The sequence below is a fragment of the Mesorhizobium sp. M1A.F.Ca.IN.020.04.1.1 genome (genome assembly GCF_003997315.1).
In the GTDB taxonomy this organism is placed as follows: Bacteria; Pseudomonadota; Alphaproteobacteria; order Rhizobiales; family Rhizobiaceae; genus Mesorhizobium.
Map to the genome: position 1 here is coordinate 13,840 of NZ_RZSN01000027.1, position 25,145 is coordinate 38,984.

Annotated in this window: 22 protein-coding genes; 15 read left to right on the forward strand and 7 right to left on the reverse strand. The window is 64.1% G+C overall.

Translation table 11 applies throughout. The features are described from left to right. The first annotated feature begins 8 nt into the window (after positions 1 to 8). From EOA49_RS08685 to EOA49_RS08715, 7 genes are all read left to right on the forward strand, one after another. The gene (locus EOA49_RS08685) at positions 9 to 968 is read left to right on the forward strand and encodes an ABC transporter permease (RefSeq protein WP_127239733.1); all 960 of its coding nucleotides are present in this window, start codon (positions 9 to 11) and stop codon (positions 966 to 968) included. A gap of 12 nt (positions 969 to 980) precedes the next feature. Continuing rightward, entirely contained in the window at positions 981 to 1,808 is an 828-nt protein-coding gene (locus EOA49_RS08690; RefSeq protein ID WP_066995982.1) for an ABC transporter permease, read from the forward strand. Continuing rightward, a complete protein-coding gene (locus EOA49_RS08695) occupies positions 1,808 to 3,463 on the forward strand; it encodes an ABC transporter ATP-binding protein (protein ID WP_067324103.1) in 1,656 nt (551 codons plus the stop codon). The genes EOA49_RS08690 and EOA49_RS08695 overlap by 1 nt, the downstream gene beginning before the upstream one ends. An 87-nt stretch (positions 3,464 to 3,550) precedes the next feature. Continuing rightward, complete coding sequence (locus tag EOA49_RS08700; protein ID WP_082953873.1) at positions 3,551 to 4,390, forward strand: alkaline phosphatase family protein; 840 nt, start codon at positions 3,551 to 3,553, stop codon at positions 4,388 to 4,390. Positions 4,391 to 4,662: 272 nt separating this feature from the next. Further along, positions 4,663 to 5,229, forward strand: coding sequence for a sigma-70 family RNA polymerase sigma factor (locus EOA49_RS08705; protein ID WP_067324697.1), 567 nt, complete (start codon positions 4,663 to 4,665; stop codon positions 5,227 to 5,229). Further along, positions 5,226 to 5,894 (forward strand): anti-sigma factor, encoded by a 669-nt coding sequence (locus tag EOA49_RS08710; RefSeq protein WP_127239734.1) that lies wholly within the window; start codon positions 5,226 to 5,228, stop codon positions 5,892 to 5,894. Before EOA49_RS08705 ends, EOA49_RS08710 begins: the two co-directional genes overlap by 4 nt. Next, positions 5,884 to 7,326: a S8 family serine peptidase gene (locus EOA49_RS08715; RefSeq protein WP_127239735.1), complete on the forward strand. Its 1,443-nt coding sequence runs from the start codon at positions 5,884 to 5,886 to the stop codon at positions 7,324 to 7,326. Before EOA49_RS08710 ends, EOA49_RS08715 begins: the two co-directional genes overlap by 11 nt. A gap of 229 nt (positions 7,327 to 7,555) precedes the next feature. Here the strand turns inward: EOA49_RS08715 and EOA49_RS08720 are convergent, their stop codons facing one another. Further along, a complete protein-coding gene (locus EOA49_RS08720) occupies positions 7,556 to 8,578 on the reverse strand; it encodes a substrate-binding domain-containing protein (protein WP_067324096.1) in 1,023 nt (340 codons plus the stop codon). A gap of 346 nt (positions 8,579 to 8,924) precedes the next feature. Between EOA49_RS08720 and EOA49_RS08725 the strand changes: the two genes are divergently transcribed. The 5 genes from EOA49_RS08725 (at position 8,925) to ugpC (ending at position 15,432) form a co-directional block, all read left to right on the forward strand. Further along, positions 8,925 to 10,280 (forward strand): ABC transporter substrate-binding protein, encoded by a 1,356-nt coding sequence (locus tag EOA49_RS08725; protein WP_127239736.1) that lies wholly within the window; start codon positions 8,925 to 8,927, stop codon positions 10,278 to 10,280. 167 nt (positions 10,281 to 10,447) lie between these two features. Then, the gene (locus EOA49_RS08730) at positions 10,448 to 11,461 is read left to right on the forward strand and encodes a sugar ABC transporter permease (protein ID WP_127239737.1); all 1,014 of its coding nucleotides are present in this window, start codon (positions 10,448 to 10,450) and stop codon (positions 11,459 to 11,461) included. Position 11,462: 1 nt separating this feature from the next. Further along, positions 11,463 to 12,617, forward strand: a complete 1,155-nt coding sequence (locus tag EOA49_RS08735; RefSeq protein WP_067324093.1) for a carbohydrate ABC transporter permease — start codon at positions 11,463 to 11,465, stop codon at positions 12,615 to 12,617. A 4-nt stretch (positions 12,618 to 12,621) separates the two neighbouring features. Beyond that, on the forward strand, positions 12,622 to 14,286 hold the full coding sequence (locus EOA49_RS08740) for an alpha-glucosidase (RefSeq protein WP_095799147.1): 1,665 nt from the start codon (positions 12,622 to 12,624) through the stop codon (positions 14,284 to 14,286). A 33-nt stretch (positions 14,287 to 14,319) separates the two neighbouring features. Next, complete coding sequence (gene ugpC / locus EOA49_RS08745; protein WP_127242226.1) at positions 14,320 to 15,432, forward strand: sn-glycerol-3-phosphate ABC transporter ATP-binding protein UgpC; 1,113 nt, start codon at positions 14,320 to 14,322, stop codon at positions 15,430 to 15,432. 156 nt (positions 15,433 to 15,588) lie between these two features. Here ugpC and EOA49_RS08750 read toward each other — a convergent pair whose 3' ends face one another. The 6 genes from EOA49_RS08750 to EOA49_RS08775 all read right to left on the reverse strand — a co-directional run bounded on the left by EOA49_RS08750 (position 15,589) and on the right by EOA49_RS08775 (position 21,272). Beyond that, complete coding sequence (locus EOA49_RS08750; protein ID WP_164747077.1) at positions 15,589 to 15,768, reverse strand: DUF680 domain-containing protein; 180 nt, start codon at positions 15,766 to 15,768, stop codon at positions 15,589 to 15,591. 147 nt (positions 15,769 to 15,915) lie between these two features. After that, entirely contained in the window at positions 15,916 to 16,122 is a 207-nt protein-coding gene (locus tag EOA49_RS08755; protein ID WP_066996029.1) for a DUF680 domain-containing protein, read from the reverse strand. Between the two features lie 611 nt (positions 16,123 to 16,733). Then, on the reverse strand, positions 16,734 to 18,278 hold the full coding sequence (locus EOA49_RS08760) for a DegQ family serine endoprotease (protein WP_066996035.1): 1,545 nt from the start codon (positions 18,276 to 18,278) through the stop codon (positions 16,734 to 16,736). A gap of 191 nt (positions 18,279 to 18,469) precedes the next feature. Further along, positions 18,470 to 19,216 carry an MBL fold metallo-hydrolase gene (locus EOA49_RS08765; RefSeq protein ID WP_164746838.1) on the reverse strand — a complete coding sequence of 249 codons (747 nt, stop codon included), beginning with the start codon at positions 19,214 to 19,216 and terminating at the stop codon, positions 18,470 to 18,472. Next, positions 19,216 to 20,382, reverse strand: coding sequence for a diphosphate--fructose-6-phosphate 1-phosphotransferase (locus EOA49_RS08770; protein WP_066996041.1), 1,167 nt, complete (start codon positions 20,380 to 20,382; stop codon positions 19,216 to 19,218). The genes EOA49_RS08765 and EOA49_RS08770 overlap by 1 nt, the downstream gene beginning before the upstream one ends. Positions 20,383 to 20,504: 122 nt before the next feature. Further along, complete coding sequence (locus EOA49_RS08775; protein ID WP_127241162.1) at positions 20,505 to 21,272, reverse strand: L,D-transpeptidase; 768 nt, start codon at positions 21,270 to 21,272, stop codon at positions 20,505 to 20,507. 231 nt (positions 21,273 to 21,503) lie between these two features. Between EOA49_RS08775 and EOA49_RS08780 the strand changes: the two genes are divergently transcribed. The 3 genes from EOA49_RS08780 (at position 21,504) to xylB (ending at position 25,101) form a co-directional block, all read left to right on the forward strand. Further along, positions 21,504 to 22,127 (forward strand): LysE family translocator, encoded by a 624-nt coding sequence (locus EOA49_RS08780; RefSeq protein WP_066996047.1) that lies wholly within the window; start codon positions 21,504 to 21,506, stop codon positions 22,125 to 22,127. Between the two features lie 111 nt (positions 22,128 to 22,238). After that, positions 22,239 to 23,564 (forward strand): tetratricopeptide repeat protein, encoded by a 1,326-nt coding sequence (locus tag EOA49_RS08785; RefSeq protein WP_127241163.1) that lies wholly within the window; start codon positions 22,239 to 22,241, stop codon positions 23,562 to 23,564. An 82-nt stretch (positions 23,565 to 23,646) separates the two neighbouring features. Continuing rightward, positions 23,647 to 25,101, forward strand: a complete 1,455-nt coding sequence (gene xylB, locus EOA49_RS08790; RefSeq protein WP_127215605.1) for a xylulokinase — start codon at positions 23,647 to 23,649, stop codon at positions 25,099 to 25,101. Positions 25,102 to 25,145: the final 44 nt, after the last annotated feature.

Below are 25,145 nucleotides of genomic sequence, written 5' to 3' on the forward strand. Positions count from 1 at the left end.
TTGCGGAGATGTCCTCACCCGTCGTGAAACTGGTGGCCCAGCGCGTTGCGCTGGGCATCCTCCTTCTGCTGGCCGTTTCGGTCCTGATCTTCGCCGGCACGCAGATCCTGCCCGGCGACGTCGCCCAAGCCATCCTCGGACAATCGGCGACGCCGGAGTCGCTCGCCAATCTGCGCGAACAGCTCGGGCTCAATCAGCCTGCCTATATCCGCTACTTCCACTGGCTGGGCGGCGTGCTCACCGGCGATCTCGGCACGGCGATGTCGAGCGGGCAGGACATCGCGACATCGATCAAGGAACGGCTGTGGAACACCTTGTTCCTGGCCTTCTGGGCGGCAATCGTGGCCATTCCGCTGGCGATCGCGCTTGGCCTGATCGCGGTGCGCTACCGCAATGGCTGGGTCGACAAGATGATCTCCGGCGTGGCGCTCGCCTCGACCTCGTTCCCGGAATTCTTCATCGGCTACCTGCTGGTCTTCTACTTCGCGGTCGAGCATCAATGGTTCCCCGCCATCTCGACCGTCTATGACGGAATGTCGTTAGGCGAGCGATTGCAGGCGATCGCGCTGCCGGCGGCGGCGCTGACGCTGGTGGTGCTGGCCCACATGATGCGCATGACGCGAGCGGCCATCCTCAACGTCATGCAATCGGCCTATGTCGAGACGGCGGAGCTCAAGGGGCTCTCGGCTTTCGCGGTCATCCGCAAGCATGCCTTCCCGAACGCGATCGCACCGATCATCAATGTCGTCATGCTGAACCTCGCCTATCTCGTGGTCGGCGTCGTCGTGGTCGAGGTGATTTTCGTATACCCGGGCATGGGGCAATATCTCGTCGACCATGTCACCAAGCGTGACGTTCCCGTCGTCCAGGCGGTCGGCCTGATCTTTGCGGCCGTCTATATCGCCCTCAACATCATCGCGGACATTGCGGCGATCGTCGCCAATCCGCGGCTCAGGCATCCGAAGTAGGGGGGCGCCGGTATGCTCGATATCAGACGCACTCCTGTCGCGGCGCTGATCGGCATTGTGCTGACGACGCTGTTCGTGCTGGCGGCGGTCTTGGCCCCATGGATCGCCCCGCACGGCAATGCCGAGATCGTCAGCGACGTCCCTTGGGAACCGATGTCATCGGTGCACCTGTTGGGCACCGACAATCTCGGCCGCGATCTCTTGTCCCGCATGATCTATGGCGCCCGCATCACGCTGTTCATCGCCGTGCTGGCCACCGCGCTGTCCTTTTCGCTCGGCGCCATTCTGGGCTTTTCGGCGGCGGTGTTCGGCGGCTGGTTCGACACGATGCTGTCGCGCCTCGTCGACCTGCTGATGTCGATCCCGACGCTGATCATGGGCCTGGTCGTCCTGTCGGTGCTGCCGTCCAACCTGGTGACGCTGATCCTGGTGATGGGCATCCTCGATTCGACCCGTGTCTACCGCTTGTCGCGCGCGGTGGCGGTCGACATCAACGTCATGGACTATGTCGAGGCCGCGAAACTGCGCGGCGAAGGCAGCGGCTGGATCATTTTCCGCGAGATTCTGCCGAACGCGCTGTCGCCCCTGGTCTCGGAACTCGGCCTGCGCTTCATCTATGCGGTGCTTTTCCTGTCGACGCTCTCCTTCCTCGGCCTCGGCGTGCAGCCGCCGGACGCCGACTGGGGCGGCATGGTGAAGGAGAACAAGGACGGCATCGTCTTCGGCATCCCGGCGGCGCTCATCCCGGCGGCGGCGATCGCAGCGCTGGCGATCTCGGTCAACCTTGTCGCCGACTGGGTGCTCAACCGCACGACCAGCCTGAAGGGAGGGCGCGGGTGATGGCTGACAGCAAAGCAAACTCCGGCCGACTCCTCGACATCCGCAATCTGCGCATCGAGGCGACCGTCTACCCGCCCGGCGAGGCGCCGAAAACCATCACCCTTGTCCATGATGTCTCGCTGACGCTGGAGAAGGGCAAGGTGCTCGGCTTGATCGGCGAATCCGGCGCCGGCAAGTCGACGATCGGCCTGTCCTCCATGGGCTATGGCCGGGGCGGCGTGCGCATTACCGGCGGCGAGGTGATCCTCAACGGCCGCGATATACTGAAGGGCGGCAAGGAGGGCTTGCGCAAGCTGCGCGGCCGCGAAGTGTGCTATGTCGCCCAGTCGGCGGCGGCGGCCTTCAATCCGGCGCACCGGCTGATGGACCAGGTGGTGGAGGCGACGCTTCTGCACGGCACGGCAACCCGGGCCGAGGCCGAAAAGCGAGCCGTCGCGCTGTTCAAGAAGCTCAGTCTGCCCAATCCGGAAACGATCGGTGAGCGCTTCCCCCACCAGGTCTCCGGCGGCCAGTTGCAGCGCGTCATGACGGCGATGGCGCTTTGCTCCGAGCCCGACCTGATCGTCTTCGACGAGCCGACCACGGCGCTCGACGTGACGACGCAGATCGATGTGCTGGCGGCGATCAAGGACGCCATCCGCGATACCCATGTGGCGGCTTTATACATCACCCACGACCTCGCCGTGGTGGCGCAGGTAGCGGACGAGATCATGGTGCTGCGCCATGGCCGGCTGGTCGAATGGGGCGGTACTCGCCAGATCATCAAGGAGCCGCGCCAGGAATATACCAACGCGCTGGTCTCGGTGCATGAGATCGAGCACAACGAACAGCAGCCCGGCACCACACCGATGCTCTCGGTGAAGAACGTGACGGCCGCCTATGGCGGCGGTCTCGTCAAGGTGCTGAAGAACGTCTCGGTCGACATCTACCCGGGCCAGACGCTGGCCGTCGTCGGCGAGAGCGGTTCCGGCAAATCGACGCTGGCGCGCGCCATCACCGGCCTCCTGCCGCCCGAGCAGGGCAGCGTCTTCTTCGACGGCCGAACGCTTGGCAACAGGCTCGCCGACCGGCCGAAGGAGGATCTGCGCCAGTTGCAGATGATCTACCAGATGGCCGATGTCGCGATGAACCCGCGCCAGACCGTGGGAACGATCATCGGCCGGCCGCTCGAGTTCTATTTCGGCATAAGAGGCCGCGAGCGCGACAAGCGCGTCGCCGAGCTGCTCGACCAGATCGAGATGGGAAAGGGCTTCATCGACCGCTATCCGGCCGAGCTTTCGGGCGGCCAGAAGCAGCGCGTCTGCATCGCCCGTTCGCTGGCCGCCAAGCCGAAGCTGATCATCTGCGACGAGGTGACCTCGGCGCTCGATCCGCTGGTCGCCCACGGCATCCTCAAGCTGCTGCTCAACCTGCAGCAGATCGAGAAAGTGGCTTATCTCTTCATCACCCACGACCTCGCGACAGTGAAGTCGATCGCCGATTCGATCGCGGTCATGTATCGCGGCGAGGTCGTCCGCTACGGCTCCAAGAGCAAGGTGCTGGCGCCGCCCTTCGATGCCTATACCGACCTTCTCTTGTCCTCCGTCCCCGAAATGGAGATCGGCTGGCTGGAGAAGGCGATTGCCGGCCGGCGCATGGAAAGCGCCGGCAACTAAGCTGGCTAGCTCTTCGCTGCACTTCTCGGACTTGGCCGGACCGGTCAAGCCCGCCGATCTCTCCCGCCAGACCGCATGGAATTGCCCGTGGCGCTTAAATCCAAATTGCTGCTCATCATCCTTGACGGCGTGCCCTACCGGAACTGGCGCCGGCTCATGGGCAATCTCGAAGGCTGGGTACAGTCTGGTGAGGCGCAAGTGTGGAGAATGCGCTCCGTGCTGCCGTCAACATCGGCCTGCTGCTACGCCTCGATCCATACCGGGGTCACGCCGCAGGTTCATGGCATCCTCTCCAACGAGAACCGGTTCCGGGTCAGGCAGCCCGATATCTTCTCGGAGGTCAGCAAAGCCGGCGGCAGGACCGGGGCGGTGACGCATTCCTACTGGTCGGAATTCTTCCGCTCCTATCCATTCGATCTCGTCGAGGACATGGAATTCGACGAGCCTGGCGGGCCGATCACGCATGGCCGCTTCCACACCATGACCGGCTACAATCTCAAGAACCAGATGACGCCGAGCGATGTCGACCTGTTCGCGACATTGACCATGCTCACCCGCCGCCACGGCATCGACTACGGCGTCCTGCACAGCTGCACGCTGGACTCGATGGGCCATCGCTTCGGCCACGACTGCCACGAGATGGATCATGCCTGCTACGCGATGGACGGTATGCTCGCCGCCTTCCTGCCCGGCTGGCGCGAAGCCGGCTATGAAGTCATCGTCACCGCCGATCACGGCCAGACGGACCGCGGCCATCACGGCGGGCATGACGACGAGATGCAGGATTTCGCGCTCTACTATTTCGGGCCAGCGAAGGGTCCAGAAGCCGACGCGCTGCTCGACCAGCTGCAGCTCGCGCCGACGGTGCTGAGCCGGCTCGGCGTGGAGGTGCCGGCGACGATGAAGGGGAAGGTGTTTTTGATTTAGCTTCCCCTTCTCCCCTTGTGGGAGAAGGTGTCGCCAAAGGCGACGAATGAGGGGTGTTTCAGTGAACGCCAACGTCTCACTCCGCTGGAACACCCCTCAACCCGTCTCGGCGCTCCGCGCCGATCTACTTTCTCCCACAAGGGGAGAAGGGGGCGCCACCTCTGGCAACGCTCATCTTCTTCGGTTAGCTTCCGAAAATTCCCTGGCGGAGGATGAACCTTTTTGGACCGACCAGCGACAGAGCCACGAGGAGCCAGGCGGCTCGACCGGCCATGAACGCGGCGACCGAAACCGATCGCGCGCTTGTAGACCGGGTCGCGAAGGGCGACCGGGCCGCCGTGCGGCTCCTGTTCATGCGTCACCACGCGCGGATCTACCGTTTCGTGGCGCGCCAGACGGGATCGGAAATGATGGCCGACGATATCACCAACGAGGTCTTTCTCGAGCTGTGGCGCCAAGCGCCGAGCTTCGAAGGCCGCTCCGAAGTCTCGACCTGGCTGCTCGGCATCGCCCGCTTCAAGGCACTGTCCTTGCTGCGCAAGAAGAAGGAAGACTGGATCGACGACGATGACGCGGCGCAGGTTCCCGACAGCGCCGACACGCCGGAAGTGGTCACCATGAAGGAAGACAAGGCCGCCGCCTTGCGCCGCTTTGTCGATGCCTTGCCGGAGGAACACCGCACGGTGATCGACCTTGCCTATTACCATGGCCAGTCGGTGACCGAGATCGGCGAGGTGCTCAACATCCCGGTTGCCACTGTCAAGACCAGGATGTTCTACGCCCGCAAGAAACTCGGTGAGGCCCTCAAGGCGGCCGGTTACGACAGGGGGTGGCCATGAGCGCCGCTGAAAAGATGTCGCGCCGCGACGAGATGGAGACGTTGCTGCCGTTTTACCTCAACGGTTCGCTGGAAGGCGCAGAACTCGAAGCCGTCGAGGAATGGCTGGCCTCCGATCCTGCGGCGATGGCCGCGCTCGGCGAGGCGGAAGCCGAATTCTCCGGCACCGCCGCCGCCAACGAGGCGATCCGACCGCCGGCCGACGCGCTCTCCCGCTTTGCAAGGGCGCTCGACGCCGAGGCCGGTCCGGCGCGCACGCCCCCCGGCCAGTCATGGCTGGCGAAGGTCTTCGGCCGGGTCACGGCAATCCCGTCGGGTGTCGCTTGGGCGGCGGCCGCGGCGCTGCTTGCACTGGTCGTCGCGCAGTCTTTCGAGCGGCCGGGCGGCAAGCGCAACGACTTTGAAATCGCCGGCGATCAGGATGATCTAGCAAACCTGCCCTTCGCCCTGGTCAAGTTCAAGCCGGATGCCAGGATGTCGGATATCGCCGCCTTCCTTGGGCAGAACGGGCTGAAGATCGCCGGCGGGCCGACCGCCGACGATGTGTTTCACGTGACAATCCCGGCCAGCACGGCGGCCGACTACGACAAGCTCGTCGGCCTTATTGCCGCCCAGCCTTTCGCGGAAGCTGTGGTGCAGGGAAGGAAACCGGTCGATGGCGGCTAAGGCGGTCGTTCTTCATGCGGCAATCCTCGCGGCGACATTTGTAGGCGCTCCCGCCGTGGCGCAGACCAACGATCCGAACCTCTCGCAAAAGCAGATCGACTGCCTCAACCGGACGACGGCGGCCGGCGCTGACTGCGACGAGGACGGCGTCAGGAATGGCAGCGGGAAATCCGGCGCGGGCAATGCCGCCGTTGGCGCTGTGTTCCTGCCGGCGCTGATCGTCGACCTGTTCCCGAATCCGCCGGCACGGCCGACGCCTGCGCCAACGCAGCCGGCGCCTCCAAAGAGTCCAACAAGCACAGCGGCGCCCGCTCCGCCGCCAAGCGGCCCCATCACATCGCCTACCGGGCTCAATGTCGTCGCGCCGCCGCGTGCGGTCAGTGGCGAGTTCGTGCCCGACGAGGTGCTGGTGACGGTCGCCGGCGATGCCGGCGCGGTGCAGCAGATCGCCACCACCTTCGGCCTTCAGGTGCGCTCGCAGCGCCAGTCGCGGCTGCTCGGCACAACGCTGGTGCGCTACGGCATTCCGGACGGACGGCCGGTCGGCGTCGTGCTGGCGCAGCTTGCCGCCGACGGGCGCACGCAGCGGCGTGAGCCCAACCACATCTATTCGCTGCAGCAGGCCGCCGGCATCGTGAACTATGCCTTCGAGCGCATCGCGCTCGATTCGAAACAGGCGAGCGGCGAGAACGTGCGCGTCGCCGTCATCGACACCGGCATCGACGATACCAACCCAGCGCTGAAAGGCGTGATCGCCGGCCAGTTCGACGCCATGCCGAACGTGCCGATCAAGAAGCGCGACCACGGCACCTCCGTCGACGGGCTGATCGCCGGCGTCGGCGCGCTGGAAGGCATGGCGCCGGGCGCCAAGATCTATCACGCACGGGCCTTCGAGGGCGGCAAGTCGAGTATGGACGTCATCCTGTCGGCGCTCGACTGGGCGGCTGAACAGGACGTGCGCATCATCAATATGAGCTTCGTCGGGCCGAAGAACGACCTCCTCGGCACCGCCTGCCGCAATGCGCGCGCGCTCGGCATGGTGCTGGTCGCAGCGGCCGGCAACAACGGGCCGAAAGCGCCTTATGGCTATCCGGCAGCCTTCGACGGGGTCATCGCGGTCACCGCGACCGACGCCAAGGACGGGCTGATGCCGCAAGCCAATCGCGGCGCCTATGTCTTCCTCTCGGCGCCGGGCGTTGAGATGGTTGCGCCGAGCGGCACCGGCTCGGACGTGGTGACCGGCACCTCCTTCGCCGCCGCGATCGTCTCAGGCGCGATCGCCAACCTGATCCATGCCGCGCCCGACCGCTCGGCCGATGAGATCGAGAAGGCGCTGGCGGCCACGGCCAAGGATCTCGGCCCGAAGGGGCGGGACAATGACTTCGGCTATGGGCTGTTGGATATAAAAGCAGCTGGGGTTGCGAAGAAATAGGCTCCCGAAAATCTGTGGCGCCGGCGGGACAGCACCCCCCTCTGGCCTGCCGGCCATCTCCCCCGCAAGGGGGGAGATCAGCAGTTTCAGCGGCGACCCCGCTCCTCAAAGTCGAGTATTGGCGAATACGGCTGCGACGTCCAATCTCCCCCCTTGCGGGGGAGATGTCCGGCAGGACAGAGGGGGGTGCGACGGAACTCAACGCGTCTCGTCTGTCGGAACACGATCCCTACACCGGCGCGCCGGCCACCGATCCCCGCACGACCAGATCGACCGGCCAGACCTCGCCGCGCGCGCCCTCTTCCAGCCCTGATATGCGCGCCGCCAGCCGCTCGGCAACACGCGCGCCGGCAAGGCGGATCGAGGAGCGGGTGGTCGAGAGCGGCACCGGGAAATTCTCCGGCCGCAGCCAGGGAAAGACGTCGTCATGGGCGACCAGCGACAGATCGCCCGGAATGGTCAGGCCGAGATCGCGCACGGCGCGGACGACGCCCAGCGCCATGATGAGACTGGAGCAGACGATCGCCGTCGGGGCTCCGCTTTCTTCGAGCAGGCGGCGGGCGGCGCGATAGCCATTTTCCTCGGTCATGGTCGTGGAACAGATGTGGCGCTCGCCCAGTGTCAGTCCGCTGGCGGCAAGCGCCCGGCGCACGCCGCGCTCGCGATGGATGGCGAAGGTCTCGCGGTCGTCGCCGTTGATCAGAGCCAGCCGCTTGTGGCCGAGCTGGACGAGAAGCCTGGCCGCTTCGTGGAAGGCGCCCTCGTTGTCGATATCGAGATAGGGATAGTCGAACTCAAAACCCTCGCTGCGGCCATGGACGATGAAGGGGATGCCCAGCGTGTTGACCAGCGCCAGCCGCCGGTCGGCCGGGCGTGGCGAGGAAATGTAGACGGCGTCGACCTGGCGGTTGGCGACGATACGCCGATATGTCGTCTCCTGGTCGTCGGCATCGGCCGGCGAGAGCACCAGATCGAGCTCGTGCGAGCGGGCATAATCGCCGAGACCCGAAAGAAACTCGACGAAATGCGGATCGATGTCGACGGCGTTGCCCGTCGGCAGCACATAGCCGATCATTCCCGATTTGCCGGTGGCCAGCCGCCGCGCGCTGGGGTTCGGCCGGTAGCCGTGGCGCTTAGCGGCATCCATCACGCGACGCCGCGTCTCCTCGCTGACCTCCGGGTAGCCGTTCAGCGCCCGGCTTACCGTCGTCTGCGAAAGCGACAGCATGTGCGAGAGTTGCTTCAGGTTCATCGAGGCTCCAGCCTCAAAGCGCTTTCAATTTGAAATTCGATGATAGGCACTATCGCCCGGTGTTATGACCTTAGGGGCGGCCACAGGCAGTTTGAAGCCGAAATTGCTGCTGCAGCGCCAAAAAAGCTTGCTGCATTGCACTTTTCCTCTCTCGCGACCCGGATCTAAATCGATTAGCACGCCCAACCTCTTGACTTCCGCATGATTCAATGGCGAGATCAGATTAGCCAAAGCGCTTTGGAAGACTCTTCGAAAGGTTGCGGTTGCCTTCTCGCTGAGTCACCGTGGGCGTCGGCGGACGAGATGGAGGTTTCGTCCGAACTGTCTCAACACTGGGAGGACTGCCATGAAGAAAATGCTTCTCTTGGGTGCTGCGTTCGCTGCGCTCACCCTTGGCCTGCCGGCACATGCCGAACTGAAATTCAAGCCGGGCGAGGATTCGAAGTTTCATTGGGCGAATTACGACGATCTCAAGAAGGTCGACCTCAAGGGCGAAACGCTGACCATCTTCGGTCCGTGGCGCGGCGAGGACGAGACGCTCGTGCGTTCGGTGCTCGACTATTTCTCCGAGGCGACGGGAGCGGAGGTCAAATACTCCTCGTCGGAGAATTATGAGCAGCAGATCGTCATCGACACACAGGCCGGCAGCCCGCCCAACATCGCCATCCTGCCACAGCCGGGACTGATCCAGGATCTCGCTTCCAAGGGTGTGCTGACCCCGCTGGGCGACGACGTCGCCGCCTGGATCAAGGAAAATTATGCCGCCGGCGACTCCTGGGCCAAGCTCGGCACCTATACGGGCAAGGACGGCAAGCCGGGCTTCTATGCCTTTCCCTACAAGATCGACGTGAAAGGTCTGGTCTGGTACTCGCCAGATAATTTCGAGGAGGCCGGCTACAAAGTTCCGAAGACCCAGGAGGAACTGGCCGATCTCGAAAAGAAGATCATTGCCGACGGCGGCAAGCCCTGGTGCATCGGGCTGGGTTCGGGCGGCGCCACCGGCTGGCCGGCAACCGACTGGGTCGAGGACATCATGCTGCGCACCCAGCCGCCGGAAGTCTACGACAAATGGGTGAAGAACGAGATTCCCTTCACCGATCCGGCCGTGGTCAACGCCCTCGACATCTTCGGCAAGATCGCAACCGACGACAAGATGGTCGACGGCGGTGCCAAGGCAGTCGCGGCAACCGACTTCCGCGACAGCCCGAAGGGCATCTTTACGGTGCCGCCGAAGTGCTACATGCACCATCAGGCATCGTTCATTCCTTCCTTCTTCCCGGAGAATGTGAAGCTCGGCCAGGATGCGGACTTCTTCCCGTACCCGCCCTACGCCTCGAAGCCGGAACTGGGCACGCCGCTGGAAGTGGCCGGAACGCTGGTGATGATCACCAAGGATTCCAAGGCTTCGCGTGAGTTCATCAAGTTCCTCGAGATGCCGCTCGCGCATGAATTGTGGATGGCGCAGAAGAGCTTCGTCACGCCCTTCAAGGGAGCCAACAAGGACGCCTATGGCAGCGACGCGCTGAAGAAGCAGGGCGAGATCCTGGTCGGGGCCACCACGGTGCGTTTCGACGGCTCGGACCTGATGCCCGGCAAGGTCGGCGCAGGCTCCTTCTGGACCGGCATGATCGACCTGGTCGGCGGCAAGTCCGCCCAGGACGTCGCCGCCGATATCCAGAAGAGCTGGGATGCCATCAAGTAGGCCGCCGCGCGCGACCCGAGACTTTTCTCATCCTCCTACTGGATCCGGGCTACGGCCCGGGTCCGACCGGCAGCCCACGCCGGAAGCCTTCGCGTTCCGAATAACTGAAAGTCGGCGCATGCGGCTGCCAGCCTTGGCCGGCCGGTCATGCCCAGGGAGAGGGACCCATGGCGGCTCAGATTTTCTCGGCCATATTCGTCATCATCATCGGCGTCGGCGGCTGTGTCGCGTATTTCTGGGGCGCCAACAAGCTGCTCGATCTCATCTTTCCGTCGCGCGGCGTCTCCGGCAGCGCCGCCGTCGACAATCTGCGCCGGCAAGGGCTGGTGCGGCCATGGCTGTTCGTCGGGCCGGCGATGATCATCCTGACCATCTATCTGATCTATCCAGTGATCGAGACGCTGCGGCTCTCTTTTCTCGACCGCGGCGGCGAGCATTTCGTCGGCCTCGCCAACTACCAATGGGCGTTCAGCGACCAGGATTTCCGCAACTCGATCTTCAACAACATCCTATGGCTGGCGGTGGTGCCGGCGGCCTGCACCTTCCTCGGCCTGATCATCGCCGTGCTCACCGACAAGATCTGGTGGGGGACGATCGCCAAGAGCCTAATCTTCCTGCCGCTGGCGATTTCTTTCGTCGGCGCCAGCGTGATCTGGAAATTCATTTACGAGTATCGCGGCGAGGGCCAGGTGCAGATCGGCCTGCTCAACGCCATCATCCAGTATTTCGGCGGCCAGCCGCAGGTCTGGATATCGCTGCCGTTCTGGAACAATTTCTTCCTGATGGTGATCCTGATCTGGATCCAGACAGGGTTCGCCATGGTGATCCTGTCGTCGGCCTTGCGCGGCATTCCGGAAGAGACGCTGGAGGCGGCCGTCATCGACGGCGCCAGCCCGTTCCAGATCTTCTGGAAGATCATGGTGCCGCAGATCTGGGGGACGATCGCAGTTGTCTGGACCACCATCACCATCCTGGTGCTGAAAGTGTTCGACATCGTGCTGACCATGACCAACGGCCAATGGAACAGCCAGGTGCTCGCCAATCTGATGTTCGACTGGATGTTCCGCGGCGGCGGCGATTTCGGCCGCGGTGCCACGATCGCCATCATCATCATGATCGCGGTCATCCCGATCATGGTCTGGAACATTCGCCAGGCCAACAAAGAGACGGGAGGACACTGAGATGGCTGCGACCCGCGGAAAGTCCTTCGTCGGCCGATTCGGCGTTCATCTCGCCGTGCTGGTCTTCGTCGTCATCTGGACCATCCCGACACTCGGCATCCTCGTGTCGTCGCTGCGCGACAAGGACCAGATCATCGCGTCGGGTTGGTGGAACTCCTTCTCAAGCTCCAGCCAGACCGAGGCTGGGCGTCTGCCGGCTGCGTCCGCACAAACCCAGAAGGACGGCAAATATGTCATCGAAGGCAACGTCTTCGGCGACGGCGCCAAGCGTGCGATCAGCGCCTTCGGCACCAAGGCGGCGGCGCCGACACAATACAAGGCCGGCACGGCTGCCGATCTCGGCGATGGGGTGTCGCTGCAGGTCAACGCCGACGGCACGTTCGTGCTGTCTTCGCCGAAGCCCTTCGAAGGCGATCGCGGCCAGCGTGTCTATTATGCCTCCTCGGCGCCGCCGAAATTCACCACGGAAAACTACGAGAACGTGCTTCTGTCGCAAGGTATCGGCCGCTCCTTCATGAACTCGCTGACCGTGACCATTCCGGCGACGGTGATCCCGATCCTGATCGCGGCCTTCGCCGCCTATGCGTTGGCCTGGATGCGCTTTCCCGGAAGGGCGCTGCTGATTGCGGTGATCATCGGCCTGCTCGTGGTGCCGCTGCAGATGTCGCTGATCCCGCTGCTCAAGCTCTACAACGGCGTCGGGACCTTCTTCGGTGTGCCGTCGAAAACCTATCTCGGCATCTGGCTGGCGCATACCGGCTTCGGCCTGCCCTTCGCCATCTACCTGCTTAGAAGCTATATCGCCGGCCTGCCGCGCGAGATCATGGAATCGGCACGGATCGACGGCGCCAGCGATTTCGAGATCTTCGTCAAGATCGTGCTGCCGCTGTCATTCCCGGTGCTTGCCTCCTTCGCCATCTTTCAATTCCTGTGGGTGTGGAACGATCTGTTGGTGGCGATGGTTTTCCTCGGCACGGCGCCCGACCAGATCGTGCTGACGGCGCAACTCAACGCGCTGCTCGGCTCGAGAGGCGGCAATTGGGAAATCCTCACGACATCGGCCTTCATCACCATCATCGTGCCGCTGATCGTGTTCTTCTCACTGCAGCGCTATTTCGTCCGCGGGCTGCTTGCCGGCTCGGTGAAAGGAGGTTGAGACAATGCAATCGGCTTTGAAGACGAGTTCGAGACCGGACCCCGCCGTAGACCGCGACTGGTGGCGGGGCGCGGTGATCTACCAGATCTATCCGCGCTCTTATCAGGACTCGAACGGCGACGGCATCGGCGACCTGCAAGGCATTGTCCGGCGGCTGCCCTACATCGCCTCGCTCGGCGTCGACGCCATCTGGATCTCGCCCTTCTTCAAATCGCCGATGAAGGATTTCGGCTACGACGTGTCGGACTATTGCGACGTCGATCCGATGTTCGGCACGCTGGCCGACTTCGACGCGCTGGTGGCGGAAGCCCATCGGCTGGGCCTCAAGGTGATGATCGACGAGGTGCTGTCGCACACCGCCGACATCCACCCCTGGTTCAAGGAAAGCCGCTCCAGCCGGACCAATCCGAAAGCCGACTGGTATGTGTGGGCGGACGCCAAGCCCGACGGCACGCCGCCCAACAATTGGCTGTCGATCTTCGGCGGCTCGGCCTGGCAATGGGATACAAGCCGCCAGCAATATTACATGCATAATTTCCTGGCCGAGCAGCCCGATCTCAACTTCCACAACGCCGAGGTTCAGGACGCGCTGCTCAACATCACCCGCTTCTGGCTGGAGCGCGGCGTCGACGGCTTTCGGCTCGACACCATCAATTTCTACTTCCACAGCCTGGGGCTGGAGGACAACCCGCCGCTGCCGCCGGAAGAGCGCAACGACCAGACGGCGCCGGCCGTGAATCCCTACAATTACCAGGACCATATCTACGACAAGAGCCGGCCGGAGAATCTCGGTTTCCTTGAACGCTTCCGCGCGCTGCTCGACGAATATCCGGCGCAGGCCGCCGTCGGCGAGGTCGGCGATTCGCAGCGCGGGCTGGAAGTGGTGGCCGCCTACACCGCCGACGGCAAGCGCGTTCACATGTGCTATTCCTTCGACTTCCTGGCACCGGAAAAGATCAGCGCCGCCAAGGTGCGGGCGGTGCTGGAGGCCTTCGGCCGGGTCGCCAGAGACGGGTGGTCCTGCTGGGCGTTCTCCAATCATGACGTGATGCGCGTGGCCTCGCGCTGGGCCGCCAACGAAGCCGATCCGAGCGCCTATCTCAAGGTGATCTCGGCGCTTTTGATGTCGCTTCGCGGCTCGGTCTGCATCTATCAGGGCGAAGAGCTCGGCCTCGGCGAGGCGGAACTGAAATTCGAGGACCTGCAAGACCCCTACGGCATCCGTTTCTGGCCGGAATTCAAGGGCCGCGACGGCTGCCGCACGCCGATGGTGTGGGATGCGGCGGCCAAGAATGGCGGCTTCTCGACCGCCAAGCCCTGGCTGCCGGTGCCCGGCAAGCATCTGGCGCAAGCCGTGAATGTGCAGCAGGGCGATCCGAGCTCGCTGCTCGAGCATTACCGGCGCTTTCTCGCCTTCCGGCGTCAGCATCCGGCGCTGGGCAAGGGCGAAATCGACTTTATCGAAAGCGATGGCGACACCGTCGCCTTCACGCGCCGCGAAGGCAACGAGCGCATCGCCTGCGTCTTCAACCTCGGCAGCAAGCCGGCCGAAGTCGATCTCGGCAAGGGCTCGCTGCAGCCCTTGCCGGGACATGGCTTTTCGGGACAAGGTGGCACCGGGCCCATCCGCCTTGGCGGCTATGGCGCCTGGTTCGGGCGGATCGACTGAGTTGAGAACAGACAATCACTGGGAGAGGAAACCATGGCCGATGTCACGCTGAACCAGGTGAAGAAATCATACGGCAACCTCAACATTCTCCACGGCATCGACCTCGACATCAAATCGGGCGAGTTCATCGTGTTCGTCGGGCCGTCGGGCTGCGGCAAGTCGACCTTGCTGAGGTCGATTGCCGGTCTTGAGGAAATCACCTCCGGCGTGCTCCAGATCGACGGCGAAGTTGTGAACGACGTGCCGCCTTCGAAGCGGGGCATCGCCATGGTGTTCCAGTCCTATGCGCTCTATCCGCATATGACCGTTTACGACAACATGGCCTTCTCGATGAAGATCGGTAAGGAAAGCAAGGCCGAGATAGACAAGCGCGTGCGCCAGGCGGCCGAGATCCTGCAGCTCACCAAGTATCTCGACCGCCTGCCCAAGGCGATGTCGGGCGGCCAGCGCCAGCGCGTCGCCATCGGCCGTGCCATCGTGCGCAATCCGAAGGTGTTCCTCTTCGACGAGCCGCTGTCGAATCTCGATGCGGCACTGCGCGTCGCCACCCGCATCGAGATCGCCAAGCTGAAAGAATCGATGCCGAACACGACGATGATCTACGTCACGCACGACCAGGTCGAGGCGATGACGCTGGCGGACCGCATCGTGGTGCTGAAGGAAGGCGTCGTCGAGCAGGTCGGCACGCCGATGGAGCTCTACAAGCGGCCCGGCAATCTCTTCGTCGCGCAGTTCATCGGATCGCCGGCCATGAACATATTGCCGGCGAAGATCGAGAAGGCCGGCAATCCGACCGTGGTCAGCCATGTCGGCGACCGCAGGGCGACGGTGCCGATCACAACGCCCGCTTCGGCGAACGGCGCGGCGGTGAGCTTCGGCGTGCGGCCCGAGGATCTCGCGATCGCGACCGGGACGGATTACCTGTTCGAAGGCAAGGTCGATTATATCGAGCAGCTCGGCGAGGTTCAGCTCGTCTATGTCGACATCGGCCGCGCCGATCTGCCGCTGGTGGCCAAACTGCCGGGAAATGTCGAGGTCAAGCGCGGCGAGACGCTGCGGCTCAATGCCGGCGCCGGGGATCTGCACATCTTCGACGCGGAGGGGCATTCCTTCACGCTGCATCGCGACGAGGCGAAGGCGGCCTGACGCGCGGTGCTGCCGTTTCGGCCAAGAGGCGCGAGACGGTCCGGCTAAAGAAAGAGCGGCGAGGTTTGCCTTCGCCGCTCTTTTTCGTCAACTGCTTGCGGCTGTTAGCGGCCGAACAGATTGCGGTCGCTGCCCTGCGGGGCCGACTTGTGCACGTCATTCGACGAGTTCAGCAGCTTGTAGACCGGCGAGTCGGTGCCCACCGACGAAAGTGCGGGTCGTGTCGACGGCAGGGGCCTGCTGGCTGGCGCCAGCCGAGCCGTAATTGTCGCTGCCTGCGAAAGCTGCGCCGGAGAGGGCCAGAACGGCCGTTGCGGCAAGAACGATCTTCTTCATTTCAATACTCCTGAATTCTTAACCTGATGTCTTTTCCAAAACTGGGGTACTCTTTTGGGCAACATGCCTTGGGGACGCGGCGGGTGACCCCACCGCCTGTCTCCTGTCGGCCATGGCCCCTGATGGATCATGGCCAGGTTCGGCAGTTTAGTTGTTGCCGAAGAGGTTGTGGTCCGCGCCCTGGGTGACGGGCTTCTGAGCGGCCGCTTCCGACCTGTGGGTCGAGGCCGTGCGAGAAGTGTCGACCGCTGCGGCCGGCTGATTGGCGGCGTTGGAACCGTAGTTGTCGCTACCAGCGAAGGCGCTGCCGGAAATGGCCAGAAGGGCGGCGGCAGTGAGAACAATCTTTTTCATTTTTGGTACTCCAGTATGTTTTTTCGTCCGTCTAGCGGCGTGTCTTGGGAGTGAAAATCGCGTCGTTCGGACAGCCCCGATGTGGGTGAGCCGGCTGCCGGATTCCAATCACGAAGTTGTTTCGGCTGGCCCATGAATCCCCATCTTGAAATTGTACCAATCGCCCGCCGCGATCGGTTTTTACACTGTTGAATCAGATGGTTATCGCATTTATCCATTTGGCTCACCAAGTGTATACGCGCGCCGATGTTCACCCCGTCCTGCACGCACCGTCAACAGAAACGAACTGTTCGGTTCGATTTTAGAATCTCCTAATAGTCACTTTCCGATACCGCTTAACCATTGTGGACCTACCGGCTTGATTTGGGAGCGTTGCCGCCCACGGGTCAAAGGCGTCGGCAACTCTGGGCGCAGCCTCGTCTGAGCGTCCTTCTCTCCGATCTGGAAGGATCGCGCCGGCCGGGCGCCTAGCCTGCTCGCGCGTCAGCGTCAGCACCAGATCGAAGCCCTCGAGACGATCGTCGTCGCAGACGTCGACCTCGTTTGCGGGCAACCGAAAATCTTGTCGGCGGAGCCTGCCGAAGAGGCCGGCAGGCTCCTTGGAAGTTTTCTCAGCCGGCGGCGAAAGGCACGGCGACGAATATCTGCGCGTCGCCGCGATCGACCAGCAGCAGCACCGACTTCCTGCCGGACTTGCCGGCCTCGGCGATCGCCTGGTTCGCTTGCCTTGCGTTTTTCACCGGCGTGCGGTCGACGGCGACGATGACATCGCCGGGTTCAATGCCGGCCGCGGAGGCCGCCTTGTCCGGGTTGACGCGCTCGACCACGGCGCCGCGCTGGTTGTCGGCCAGGTTGAGCTGCTCCCGGATGTCCGGCGTGAGGTCCGTAAGGCCAAGGCCGAGCGAGGGCACGCGCAGGCCCTGTTCGGCCGATGGCTTGCCGCCCTCGTCATTCGAGGCGGTCTTCTGGTCTTCGGCATTGCGGCCGACATCGGCCGAGATCTGCATCGCCTTGCCGTTGCGCCAGACACTCAGCGTTTCCTTGCTGCCGGGGGAGACGTCGGCGACGGCGCGCGACAGATCCTTGGGGTCCTTGATCTCCTGGCCGGCGAAGCCGGTGATGACGTCGCCGGTCTCGATGCCGGCCTTGGCCGCCGGCGAACCGTCGGTGACCGCCGCGACCAGCGCGCCGCCCGGATGGTCGAGGCCGATGGCGCTAGCGACGTCCTGCGTGACCGGCTGGATCTGCACGCCAAGATAGCCGTATTCGATGTCACCGCCCTTCATAAGCTTGTCGACCACTTTTTGTGCCTGGTCCGAAGGAATGGCGAAGCCGACGCCGACGCTGCCGCCATTGGGCGAATAGATCGCCGTGTTGATGCCGACCACATTGCCCTTCACGTCGACAAGCGGGCCGCCGGAATTGCCGTGGTTGATCGGCGCGTCGATCTGGATGAAATCGTCGAACGGCCCGCTGTGCAGGTCGCGGCCGCGCGCCGAGACGATGCCGGCGGTGACCGTGGTGCCGATGCCGAACGGATTGCCGATCGCCAGCACCTGGTCGCCGGTCATCAGCTTGTCGGAATCGCCCCATTTGACGGTCGGCAGCGGCTTGCTCGCCTTGACCTTGAGCACCGCCAGATCGTTCTTTGCGTCGTGGCCGACGAGCTTGGCGGGAAGCTCGGTGCCGTCGTCGAGCGTCACCTTGATCGAGGTCGCGCCGTCGATGACATGGTTGTTGGTGACGATGGTGCCATCGGACCCGACGATGAAGCCGGAGCCCAAAGCCTCCTGCCGCGGCGCCTGCTGCGGCGGCGTCTTGGGCATCGGGATGCCCTGGTCGCCGAAGAACTGCTGGAAATACTGGTCGAAGGGCGAATTGCCGTCGAAAGGCGAGCCGTCATCCGTCGCGCCGGGCTGGGCTTTCATCACGGTCGTCACGGTCACGACTGCCGGCTTGGTGGTGGCGACAACCGGCGCGAACGAGCCGTTCGGGGCGGTAATGCCGGCGACCGGCGTCTGTGTCGTCGCGACCACGTTGCTCAGGCCGGCATTGCCGGGATTTTGCGCAAAGGAAACAACGACGGGGGAGATGATCAGCGCAGCGCCCAGCAGGGCCGCGACGCGATGTCTGCGAAGAATGCTAAATGGTGACATGGTCGTTTCTGTCCGGGCGAGAGTTGATCCGGCGCCGCGGACGGCTCTCTCCAAGGACGCGCCCGTCGGCGTGTCGACGGCCGGGATTGCCCGTCTCGCCATGCATGGCAGCCGGCCGGATCGACAGCCACGCATTTAGGGCGTGGAATGGTCCGAATTAGGGTTTTGGCGCGACCTTACAAAGATTTAATTCAGACAGCGCTCACGAAGCGCTCTCGGCGGCGTAGGTAGGAAGACGCGATCTCTCCCATCCTCGCGCGGCCGAAACTCGGGCCATGGCCGCCATGGCCGATACGTATCGGCAGTTCGAGCAGCCGCTGTATGGTGCGGCAATAGGCGGCGCGGTCCGAATCCGGCAGGTCGTCGATCAGCATGCCGTCATAGATGGCGTCGCCGGCGAAGAACAGGCCGTCGGCCTCATTGAACAGCGCGATCGAATCCGGCGAATGTCCGGGCAGATGCAGCACGCGGAATTTCCGGTCGCCGAGGTCGACGATGTCGCCCTCGTCGAGCATTCGCGTCAACGGTGCGGAAGGGATGCGATAGTCAGCCGCCTTCCAGCCGGGCGCCGGCAATTTGGATACCGCATCGTCGAGATTGTGGAACATGTTGGCGTAGGTGACGGCATCATCCATGCCATCGAACTCCCCCGCGCTGACCTTCGGCCCCATCCTGAGCGGGAATTCGTGCAGCGAGCCGACATGGTCGAGATGGATGTGGGTGGCGACGACGATCAGCGGCTTGCCGGCCGGGGTGTCGATCTCGGGCGCCAGCGGGCAGATGCCCATGCCGGTGTCGACCAGCAGGTCGGCGTCCCGGCCCTTGAAATGCCAAATATTGGCGCGCACGAAATCGTGCACGAATGGCTCGGTCAGCATCGTCGTTCTGGCATCGACAACGGATTTGCCGAACCAGTCGCCCACCACAAGGTCGCCCATCAGACGAACGGCTTTCCGACCTTGTATTTTTCCGGCACCAGCCGCTTCAGATAGGCCATGCCGGCCTCGGACAACTGGTTGACGTCCGGCTTCATGAAATTGTCCGGCATGTGGCGGGTCTTGCCGGCCACCGCCTCGAGCGGCACCTTCTTCAGCACGGTCTTGGTGCCGTCATATTGCAGCGCCACCGAGCCGCCACCCTCCCCGGCAACGGCAACCGCGAACGCGCCGGCTTCGAAGGCTTCCTTGGCGTCCACGGGACTGATCGCGCCGACATAGCCGCGCGGCATATAGCCCAGGGCATCGACGCGCGCCCGCTTGCCCGGCAGGCCTTCCGCCAAAGCGCGTTCGAGCGCCGCCGGCAGATCGCTGCCCGACAATTTGACGTTGCCGTGCTGGTCGCGCTCGAGCTTTTCCGGCGGCACCAGGCTCTCGACCAACGCCTTGCCGTCGGCGGTGCTGACGCCTTCCGAGACGGCGACGATGCAGCGCTTGTGGCGGTCGAGCGTCCTGCGGACATCATCGATGAAACGTTCGGCGGAGAAGGCGCGCTCCGGTACATAGACCAGATGCGGACCGCTATCCGGATCGAGCTGCCAGGCGGCGGCCGCGGCAGTCAGGAAGCCGGCGTGCCGGCCCATGACGATGCCGACATAAATGCCGGGCAACGCGCGGAAATCCAAATCGACCGACAGGAAAGCGCCGGCGACGAATTCGGCCGCCGAGATGAAGCCCGGCGTATGGTCGTTCTCCTCGAGATCGTTGTCGATGGTTTTCGGCGCATGCACGAAGGCGATCGCGCCGCCGGCGGCGTCGGTCAGGATCTGCTGGGTGCCCGAAGTGTCGTTGCCGCCGATATAGATGAAGGCATCGGCGCCGGCCTTCTTGAGGCCGTTGAGGATGACCTCGCAATAGGCCGCGTCGGGCTTGTCGCGGGTCGAGCCAAGGGCGGCGCTCGGGGTGCCTGCGATCAGCCGCAGCCGATCTTCGGGGATGGCTGAGAGGTCGACATAGTTGCCGTCGCGGATGCCGCGCACGCCATGGATCGAGCCGAGCACCTTGGCGCCGGGATGCCGCTTGCGGATCTCCAGCGTGGCGCCGACGACCGTCTGATTGATGACGGCGGTCGGGCCGCCGCCCTGCGCGATGACAAAGGTTCCGGCCATGATCGTTCTCTCCCGAGGCGAAGCTTTTCAGAGCACCTTCGCCTGTCTTGCGGCATCACGCAACGGGAGAAAGGAGGCGCATGATCCCGAAAAAATAGCGGCCGTGCTGACCGCCGAAAAAATCAGACGACGACGACTGGGTTCTTCTTCGATACCCTGTTGTAGAGGTCGATGATGTCTTGGTTGATCAGCCGCACGCAGCCCGACGACATCGCCTGGCCGATGGTCCACCATTCGGGCGAGCCGTGGATGCGGTAACCGGTGTCCTTGCCGTTCTGGTAGATGTAAAGCGCGCGGGCGCCCAGCGGATTGGTCAGGCCGCCGGGCTGGCCGCCCTGCCATTTCACCAGTTCCGGCTTGCGCTTGACCATCTCCGGCGGCGGCGTCCAGACCGGCCATTCCTTGCCGTACTGGATGTTGGCGCGGCCCGACCAGCGGAAGCCGTCCTTACCGATGCCGACGCCGTAGCGGATGGCGTCGCCGCCGGGCTGGACGAGATAGAGCATGCGCTCCTGCAAATGCACGACGATGGTGCCGGGCGCTTCGCCGGTCTTGTCGACAACGATCTGGCGACGGAACTCCGGCTTGACCTTCTGGTAGGGCACCGCCGGGACCTGGAAGCCGTTGTCGGTCAAGGCAGCATACATCACGTCGGGACCGGTGATGTTCTTGTCGACGCTGATCGCCGGTCGGATCGGCACCGATCCGGTGGTGGTGTCGTCGATCTGCAATTGCGGCAGGTCGAGCGTGTTGGTGGTGCTGCAGCCGGCCATGCCGAGCAGCGCCATGGCGCCCATGCCTGAAAGCACGGCGCGGCGGGAAAGCGGAACTTCGGTTTCGACGGTTTCGCCGCTCGAAGGCGGCGTCAGACTTTGCGGCAATTCGCGCATACACCAAACCCTACGCTGTCGGCGGGAAGCACGGTCCGGCCGAATGGCTGCAATTTTCGTCAGTCATGGTTGAAAAAGGGTGAAAGAACTTTGCCCGCACTTAACCCTGACAGGGCGTTATCCGGGCCAGGCGACAGGGCAGGCCGGCGCCGAAGATTTTCTCCAACGCCTCTTTACAATCTCGCATACCCCAGGATTTATCCTGTTCTTTGCGCTCAAGGAGTAGGGAAAATGTCCTTCGAAAACTGGGCTGCCTTTGCCGCTGCCTCCGCCATCCTCCTCGTCATCCCGGGCCCGACGATCCTCTTGGTCGTCTCCTATGCGCTCGGCCAGGGCTGGCGTACGGCGCTGCCGATGGCAGTCGGCGTCGCGCTCGGCGATTTCACCGCCATGACGCTTTCGATGCTCGGCATCGGCGCGTTGCTTGCGGCTTCGGCCACTGTGTTCACCGTGCTCAAGGTGATCGGCGCCGGCTACCTCATCTATCTCGGCATAAAACTGTTCCGCGCCGGCGGCGCGCTGAAGGCCGAACCGCGCACCGACGCCGTGTCGGCGGCAAGGATGATGGCGCATGCCTGGCTGGTCACGGCGCTCAACCCGAAGAGCATCACGTTCTTCGTCGCCTTCCTGCCGCAGTTTCTCGACCGGCATGCCGATTTCTGGACGCAGATGCTGATCTTCGAAGCGACCTTCCTGGCGCTCGCATTCAGCAATGCCTTCGGCTATGCGCTGATTGCTTCGCGAGCGCGCGCCATCGTGCGCAACCCAAGGGCGATCCGTATCTTCAACCGCACCGGCGGGACATTGCTTGTCGGCGCCGGCATCGCCACGGTGGCGATGCGTTCGGGGAATTGAGGAGAAGTCCGGTTCGACACAGTCGAAGCCCTCGCCGGTTGGCGGTCCGACGGTCGATGTTCTAGGATTGCATCGGTCCGACCGGACGAATAGGCATCAAAGGACGCGGCTATGGCGCTGAAGGACGCATTCGGCCTGACGCACTCGGGCGCGACCGAAGCCGGGCTTTCGTCCTACGCCAGAGCCGTCCGTGAGCTGCAGTGCTTCATCGGCGACCCGGTCGGCTCCGTCGATAGCGCGATCGCCGATGAGCCCAGCTTCGTGATGGCGCATGTGTTCAAGGGCTATCTGTTCGGCCTCGCCACCGAGCGGGAGGCGATGGCGATTGCGCAAACCTGCCATGCGGCGGCGCTGCCGCTCGCCGGCACCGCGCGCGAGCGCGCGCATGTCGCGGCGCTCGGCCATCTTGCCAGCGGCCGCTGGCATGACGCCGCCCGCATCCTCGAGGACGTCGCCATCGACAACCCGCTCGATGCGGTGGCGCTGCAGGTTGGCCACCAGATCGACTTCTTCATCGGCAATGCGCGCATGCTGCGCGACCGCATCGGGCGGGCGTTGTCGGCTTGGGAGAAGGACATGCCGGGCTACCATGCCGTTCTCGGCATGCAGGCTTTCGGGCTGGAGGAAATGGGCGACTATGCGCGCGCCGAAGCCTTCGGCCGGCAGGCCATCGAGATCGAGCCGCGCGACGGCTGGGCGCAGCACGCGGTCGCGCATGTCATGGAAATGCAAAGCCGGCAAAGGGAGGGCATCGCCTGGATGCGCGCCAATCCGGAGGCGTGGACGAAGGACAGCTTTCTCAAAATCCATAATTGGTGGCATCTGGCGCTGTTCCACTACGATCTCGGCGAGACAAACGAGGTGCTCCAGCTCTATGACGGGCCGATCTACGGCGACCGCTCGACGCTGGCGCTCAACATGGTCGACGCCTCGGCGATCCTGTGGCGACTTTATCTCCACGGCGTCGATGTCGGCGACCGCTGGGCGGCGCTTGCGGCGAACTGGGCGCCAAAGGCGGCCGCCGGCAATTACGCCTTCAACGATGCGCATGCGATGATGGCCTTTGTCGGCGCCGGGCTGCACGCGCCGGCCGAGACCCTGCTCGAAGCGCAGCGCGAAGCAATGCGCGGCGATGACGATAACGCCGCATTCACGCGCGACGTCGGCCACCCTCTGACCTTGGCGATCAAAGCATTCGGCGAGGGCAACTACGGAGAGGTGGCGCGCCTGATCCGGCCAATCCGCTGGATCGCGCACCGCTTCGGCGGCAGCCATGCACAACGCGACGTGATCGACCTGATGCTGATCGAGGCGGCGCTGCGTGCCGGTGACAGCGCGCTGGCGCGGGCGCTGACCGCCGAGCGTCAGCTGGCGCGGCCGGACAGCCCGCTGTCGGCGCTGTTATCGCGCCGCGCGGCCGATTTGTCAGAGAATTGACCGGAGGCGGATCTTGGCTTAAGAACTGGCCATTCCAGATTTTTTCGAGACCCGAAAAAATTAATGGCATCGGGAGGAAATCATGTATCTCGGCCTCGACCTGGGCACCTCGGGCGTCAAGGCGCTCCTGATCGATGATCGCCAGACGGTCGTCGGGTCCGGCCACGGCTCGCTGGACGTCTCGCGGCCGCATGCCGGCTGGTCCGAACAGAATCCGGCGCACTGGATCGAAGCCTGCCAGACAGCGATTGCCGAGCTCAAGACTTCCCATCCCAAGGAGCTTGCAGCGGTCAAGGGTATCGGCCTCTCCGGCCAGATGCATGGCGCGACCCTGCTCGACGCCTCGGACAAGGTGCTGCGTCCCTGCATCCTTTGGAACGACACCCGCAGCCATGTCGAGGCAGCGGCGCTCGACGCCGACCCGCGTTTCCGCAAGCTCACCGGCAACATCGTCTTCCCGGGCTTCACGGCGCCGAAGCTGGTGTGGGTGAAGGACAACGAGCCCAGTGTTTTTGCCGCTGTCGCCAAGGTGCTCCTGCCCAAGGACTATCTGCGGCTCTGGCTGACCGGCGAGCATATTTCGGAGATGTCGGATTCGGCGGGCACATCCTGGCTCGACGTCGGCAAGCGGCAGTGGTCCTCCGAACTGCTCGCCGCGACAACGCTCGACGAGAAGCATATGCCGTCGCTGGTCGAAGGCACGGCGAAGGCCGGCGGCTTGCGCGGCGAGCTTGCCTCGAAATGGGGTATTGCTTCAGGCATTCCGGTCGCCGGCGGCGCCGGCGACAATGCGGCCTCGGCCTGCGGCATGGGCACCGTGGGCGCCGGCCACGCCTTCGTGTCGCTCGGCACGTCGGGGGTGCTGTTTGCCGCCAACGCCTCCTATCTGCCCAATCCGGAAAGCGCGGTGCACACCTTCTGCCACGCGCTGCCCAACACCTGGCACCAGATGGGGGTCATCCTGTCGGCCACCGATTCGCTCAACTGGCTGTCGGAGATCACCGGCAAAGGCGCCGGCGACCTGACCGGCGAGCTCGGCGACAAGCTCAAGGCGCCGACAGGCATCGCTTTCCTGCCTTATCTCTCCGGCGAGCGCACGCCGCATAATGATGCGGCCATTCGTGGTTCCTTCACCGGCCTCGCGCATCAATCGAGCCGCGCCGTGCTGACCCAGGCCGTGCTCGAAGGCGTGGCGTTTGCCTTCCGCGACAGCCTCGAGGCGCTGAAAACGGCGGGCACGACCCTGACCAGGGTGACGGCGATCGGCGGCGGCTCTCGCTCGCGCTACTGGCTGAAGGCGATCGCCACCGCGTTGCAGCTGCCGGTCGACATCCCGGCCGACGGCGATTTCGGCGCCGCCTTCGGCGCGGCGCGTCTCGGGCTGATCGCCGCGACCGGCGCCGATCCGCTTGCCGTTTGCACCGCGCCGGCGACCGATGCGACGATCGAACCGGATGCCGGGCTTGGTGGGGCGTATGCAGATGCTTATCAACGCTATCGTGCGCTCTATCCGGCGATCAGGGCGGTAACCGCGTGAGTATGCGCGAGGCACCCCCCTCTGCCCTGCCGGGCATCTCCCCC

Bases quoted from the DNA above. Each gene is read 5' to 3' on its own strand.
- EOA49_RS08685 (WP_127239733.1), top strand. From the start codon at position 9: ATGTCCTCACCCGTCGTGAAACTGGTGGCCCAGCGCGTTGCGCTGGGC.
- EOA49_RS08690 (WP_066995982.1), top strand. From the start codon at position 981: ATGCTCGATATCAGACGCACTCCTGTCGCGGCGCTGATCGGCATTGTG.
- EOA49_RS08695 (WP_067324103.1), top strand. From the start codon at position 1,808: ATGGCTGACAGCAAAGCAAACTCCGGCCGACTCCTCGACATCCGCAAT.
- EOA49_RS08705 (WP_067324697.1), top strand. From the start codon at position 4,663: ATGAACGCGGCGACCGAAACCGATCGCGCGCTTGTAGACCGGGTCGCG.
- EOA49_RS08710 (WP_127239734.1), top strand. From the start codon at position 5,226: ATGAGCGCCGCTGAAAAGATGTCGCGCCGCGACGAGATGGAGACGTTG.
- EOA49_RS08715 (WP_127239735.1), top strand. From the start codon at position 5,884: ATGGCGGCTAAGGCGGTCGTTCTTCATGCGGCAATCCTCGCGGCGACA.
- EOA49_RS08720 (WP_067324096.1), bottom strand. From the start codon at position 8,578: ATGAACCTGAAGCAACTCTCGCACATGCTGTCGCTTTCGCAGACGACG.
- EOA49_RS08725 (WP_127239736.1), top strand. From the start codon at position 8,925: ATGAAGAAAATGCTTCTCTTGGGTGCTGCGTTCGCTGCGCTCACCCTT.
- EOA49_RS08730 (WP_127239737.1), top strand. From the start codon at position 10,448: ATGGCGGCTCAGATTTTCTCGGCCATATTCGTCATCATCATCGGCGTC.
- EOA49_RS08735 (WP_067324093.1), top strand. From the start codon at position 11,463: ATGGCTGCGACCCGCGGAAAGTCCTTCGTCGGCCGATTCGGCGTTCAT.
- EOA49_RS08740 (WP_095799147.1), top strand. From the start codon at position 12,622: ATGCAATCGGCTTTGAAGACGAGTTCGAGACCGGACCCCGCCGTAGAC.
- ugpC (WP_127242226.1), top strand. From the start codon at position 14,320: ATGGCCGATGTCACGCTGAACCAGGTGAAGAAATCATACGGCAACCTC.
- EOA49_RS08750 (WP_164747077.1), bottom strand. From the start codon at position 15,768: ATGAAGAAGATCGTTCTTGCCGCAACGGCCGTTCTGGCCCTCTCCGGC.
- EOA49_RS08755 (WP_066996029.1), bottom strand. From the start codon at position 16,122: ATGAAAAAGATTGTTCTCACTGCCGCCGCCCTTCTGGCCATTTCCGGC.
- EOA49_RS08760 (WP_066996035.1), bottom strand. From the start codon at position 18,278: ATGTCACCATTTAGCATTCTTCGCAGACATCGCGTCGCGGCCCTGCTG.
- EOA49_RS08765 (WP_164746838.1), bottom strand. From the start codon at position 19,216: ATGGGCGACCTTGTGGTGGGCGACTGGTTCGGCAAATCCGTTGTCGAT.
- EOA49_RS08770 (WP_066996041.1), bottom strand. From the start codon at position 20,382: ATGGCCGGAACCTTTGTCATCGCGCAGGGCGGCGGCCCGACCGCCGTC.
- EOA49_RS08775 (WP_127241162.1), bottom strand. From the start codon at position 21,272: ATGCGCGAATTGCCGCAAAGTCTGACGCCGCCTTCGAGCGGCGAAACC.
- EOA49_RS08780 (WP_066996047.1), top strand. From the start codon at position 21,504: ATGTCCTTCGAAAACTGGGCTGCCTTTGCCGCTGCCTCCGCCATCCTC.
- EOA49_RS08785 (WP_127241163.1), top strand. From the start codon at position 22,239: ATGGCGCTGAAGGACGCATTCGGCCTGACGCACTCGGGCGCGACCGAA.
- xylB (WP_127215605.1), top strand. From the start codon at position 23,647: ATGTATCTCGGCCTCGACCTGGGCACCTCGGGCGTCAAGGCGCTCCTG.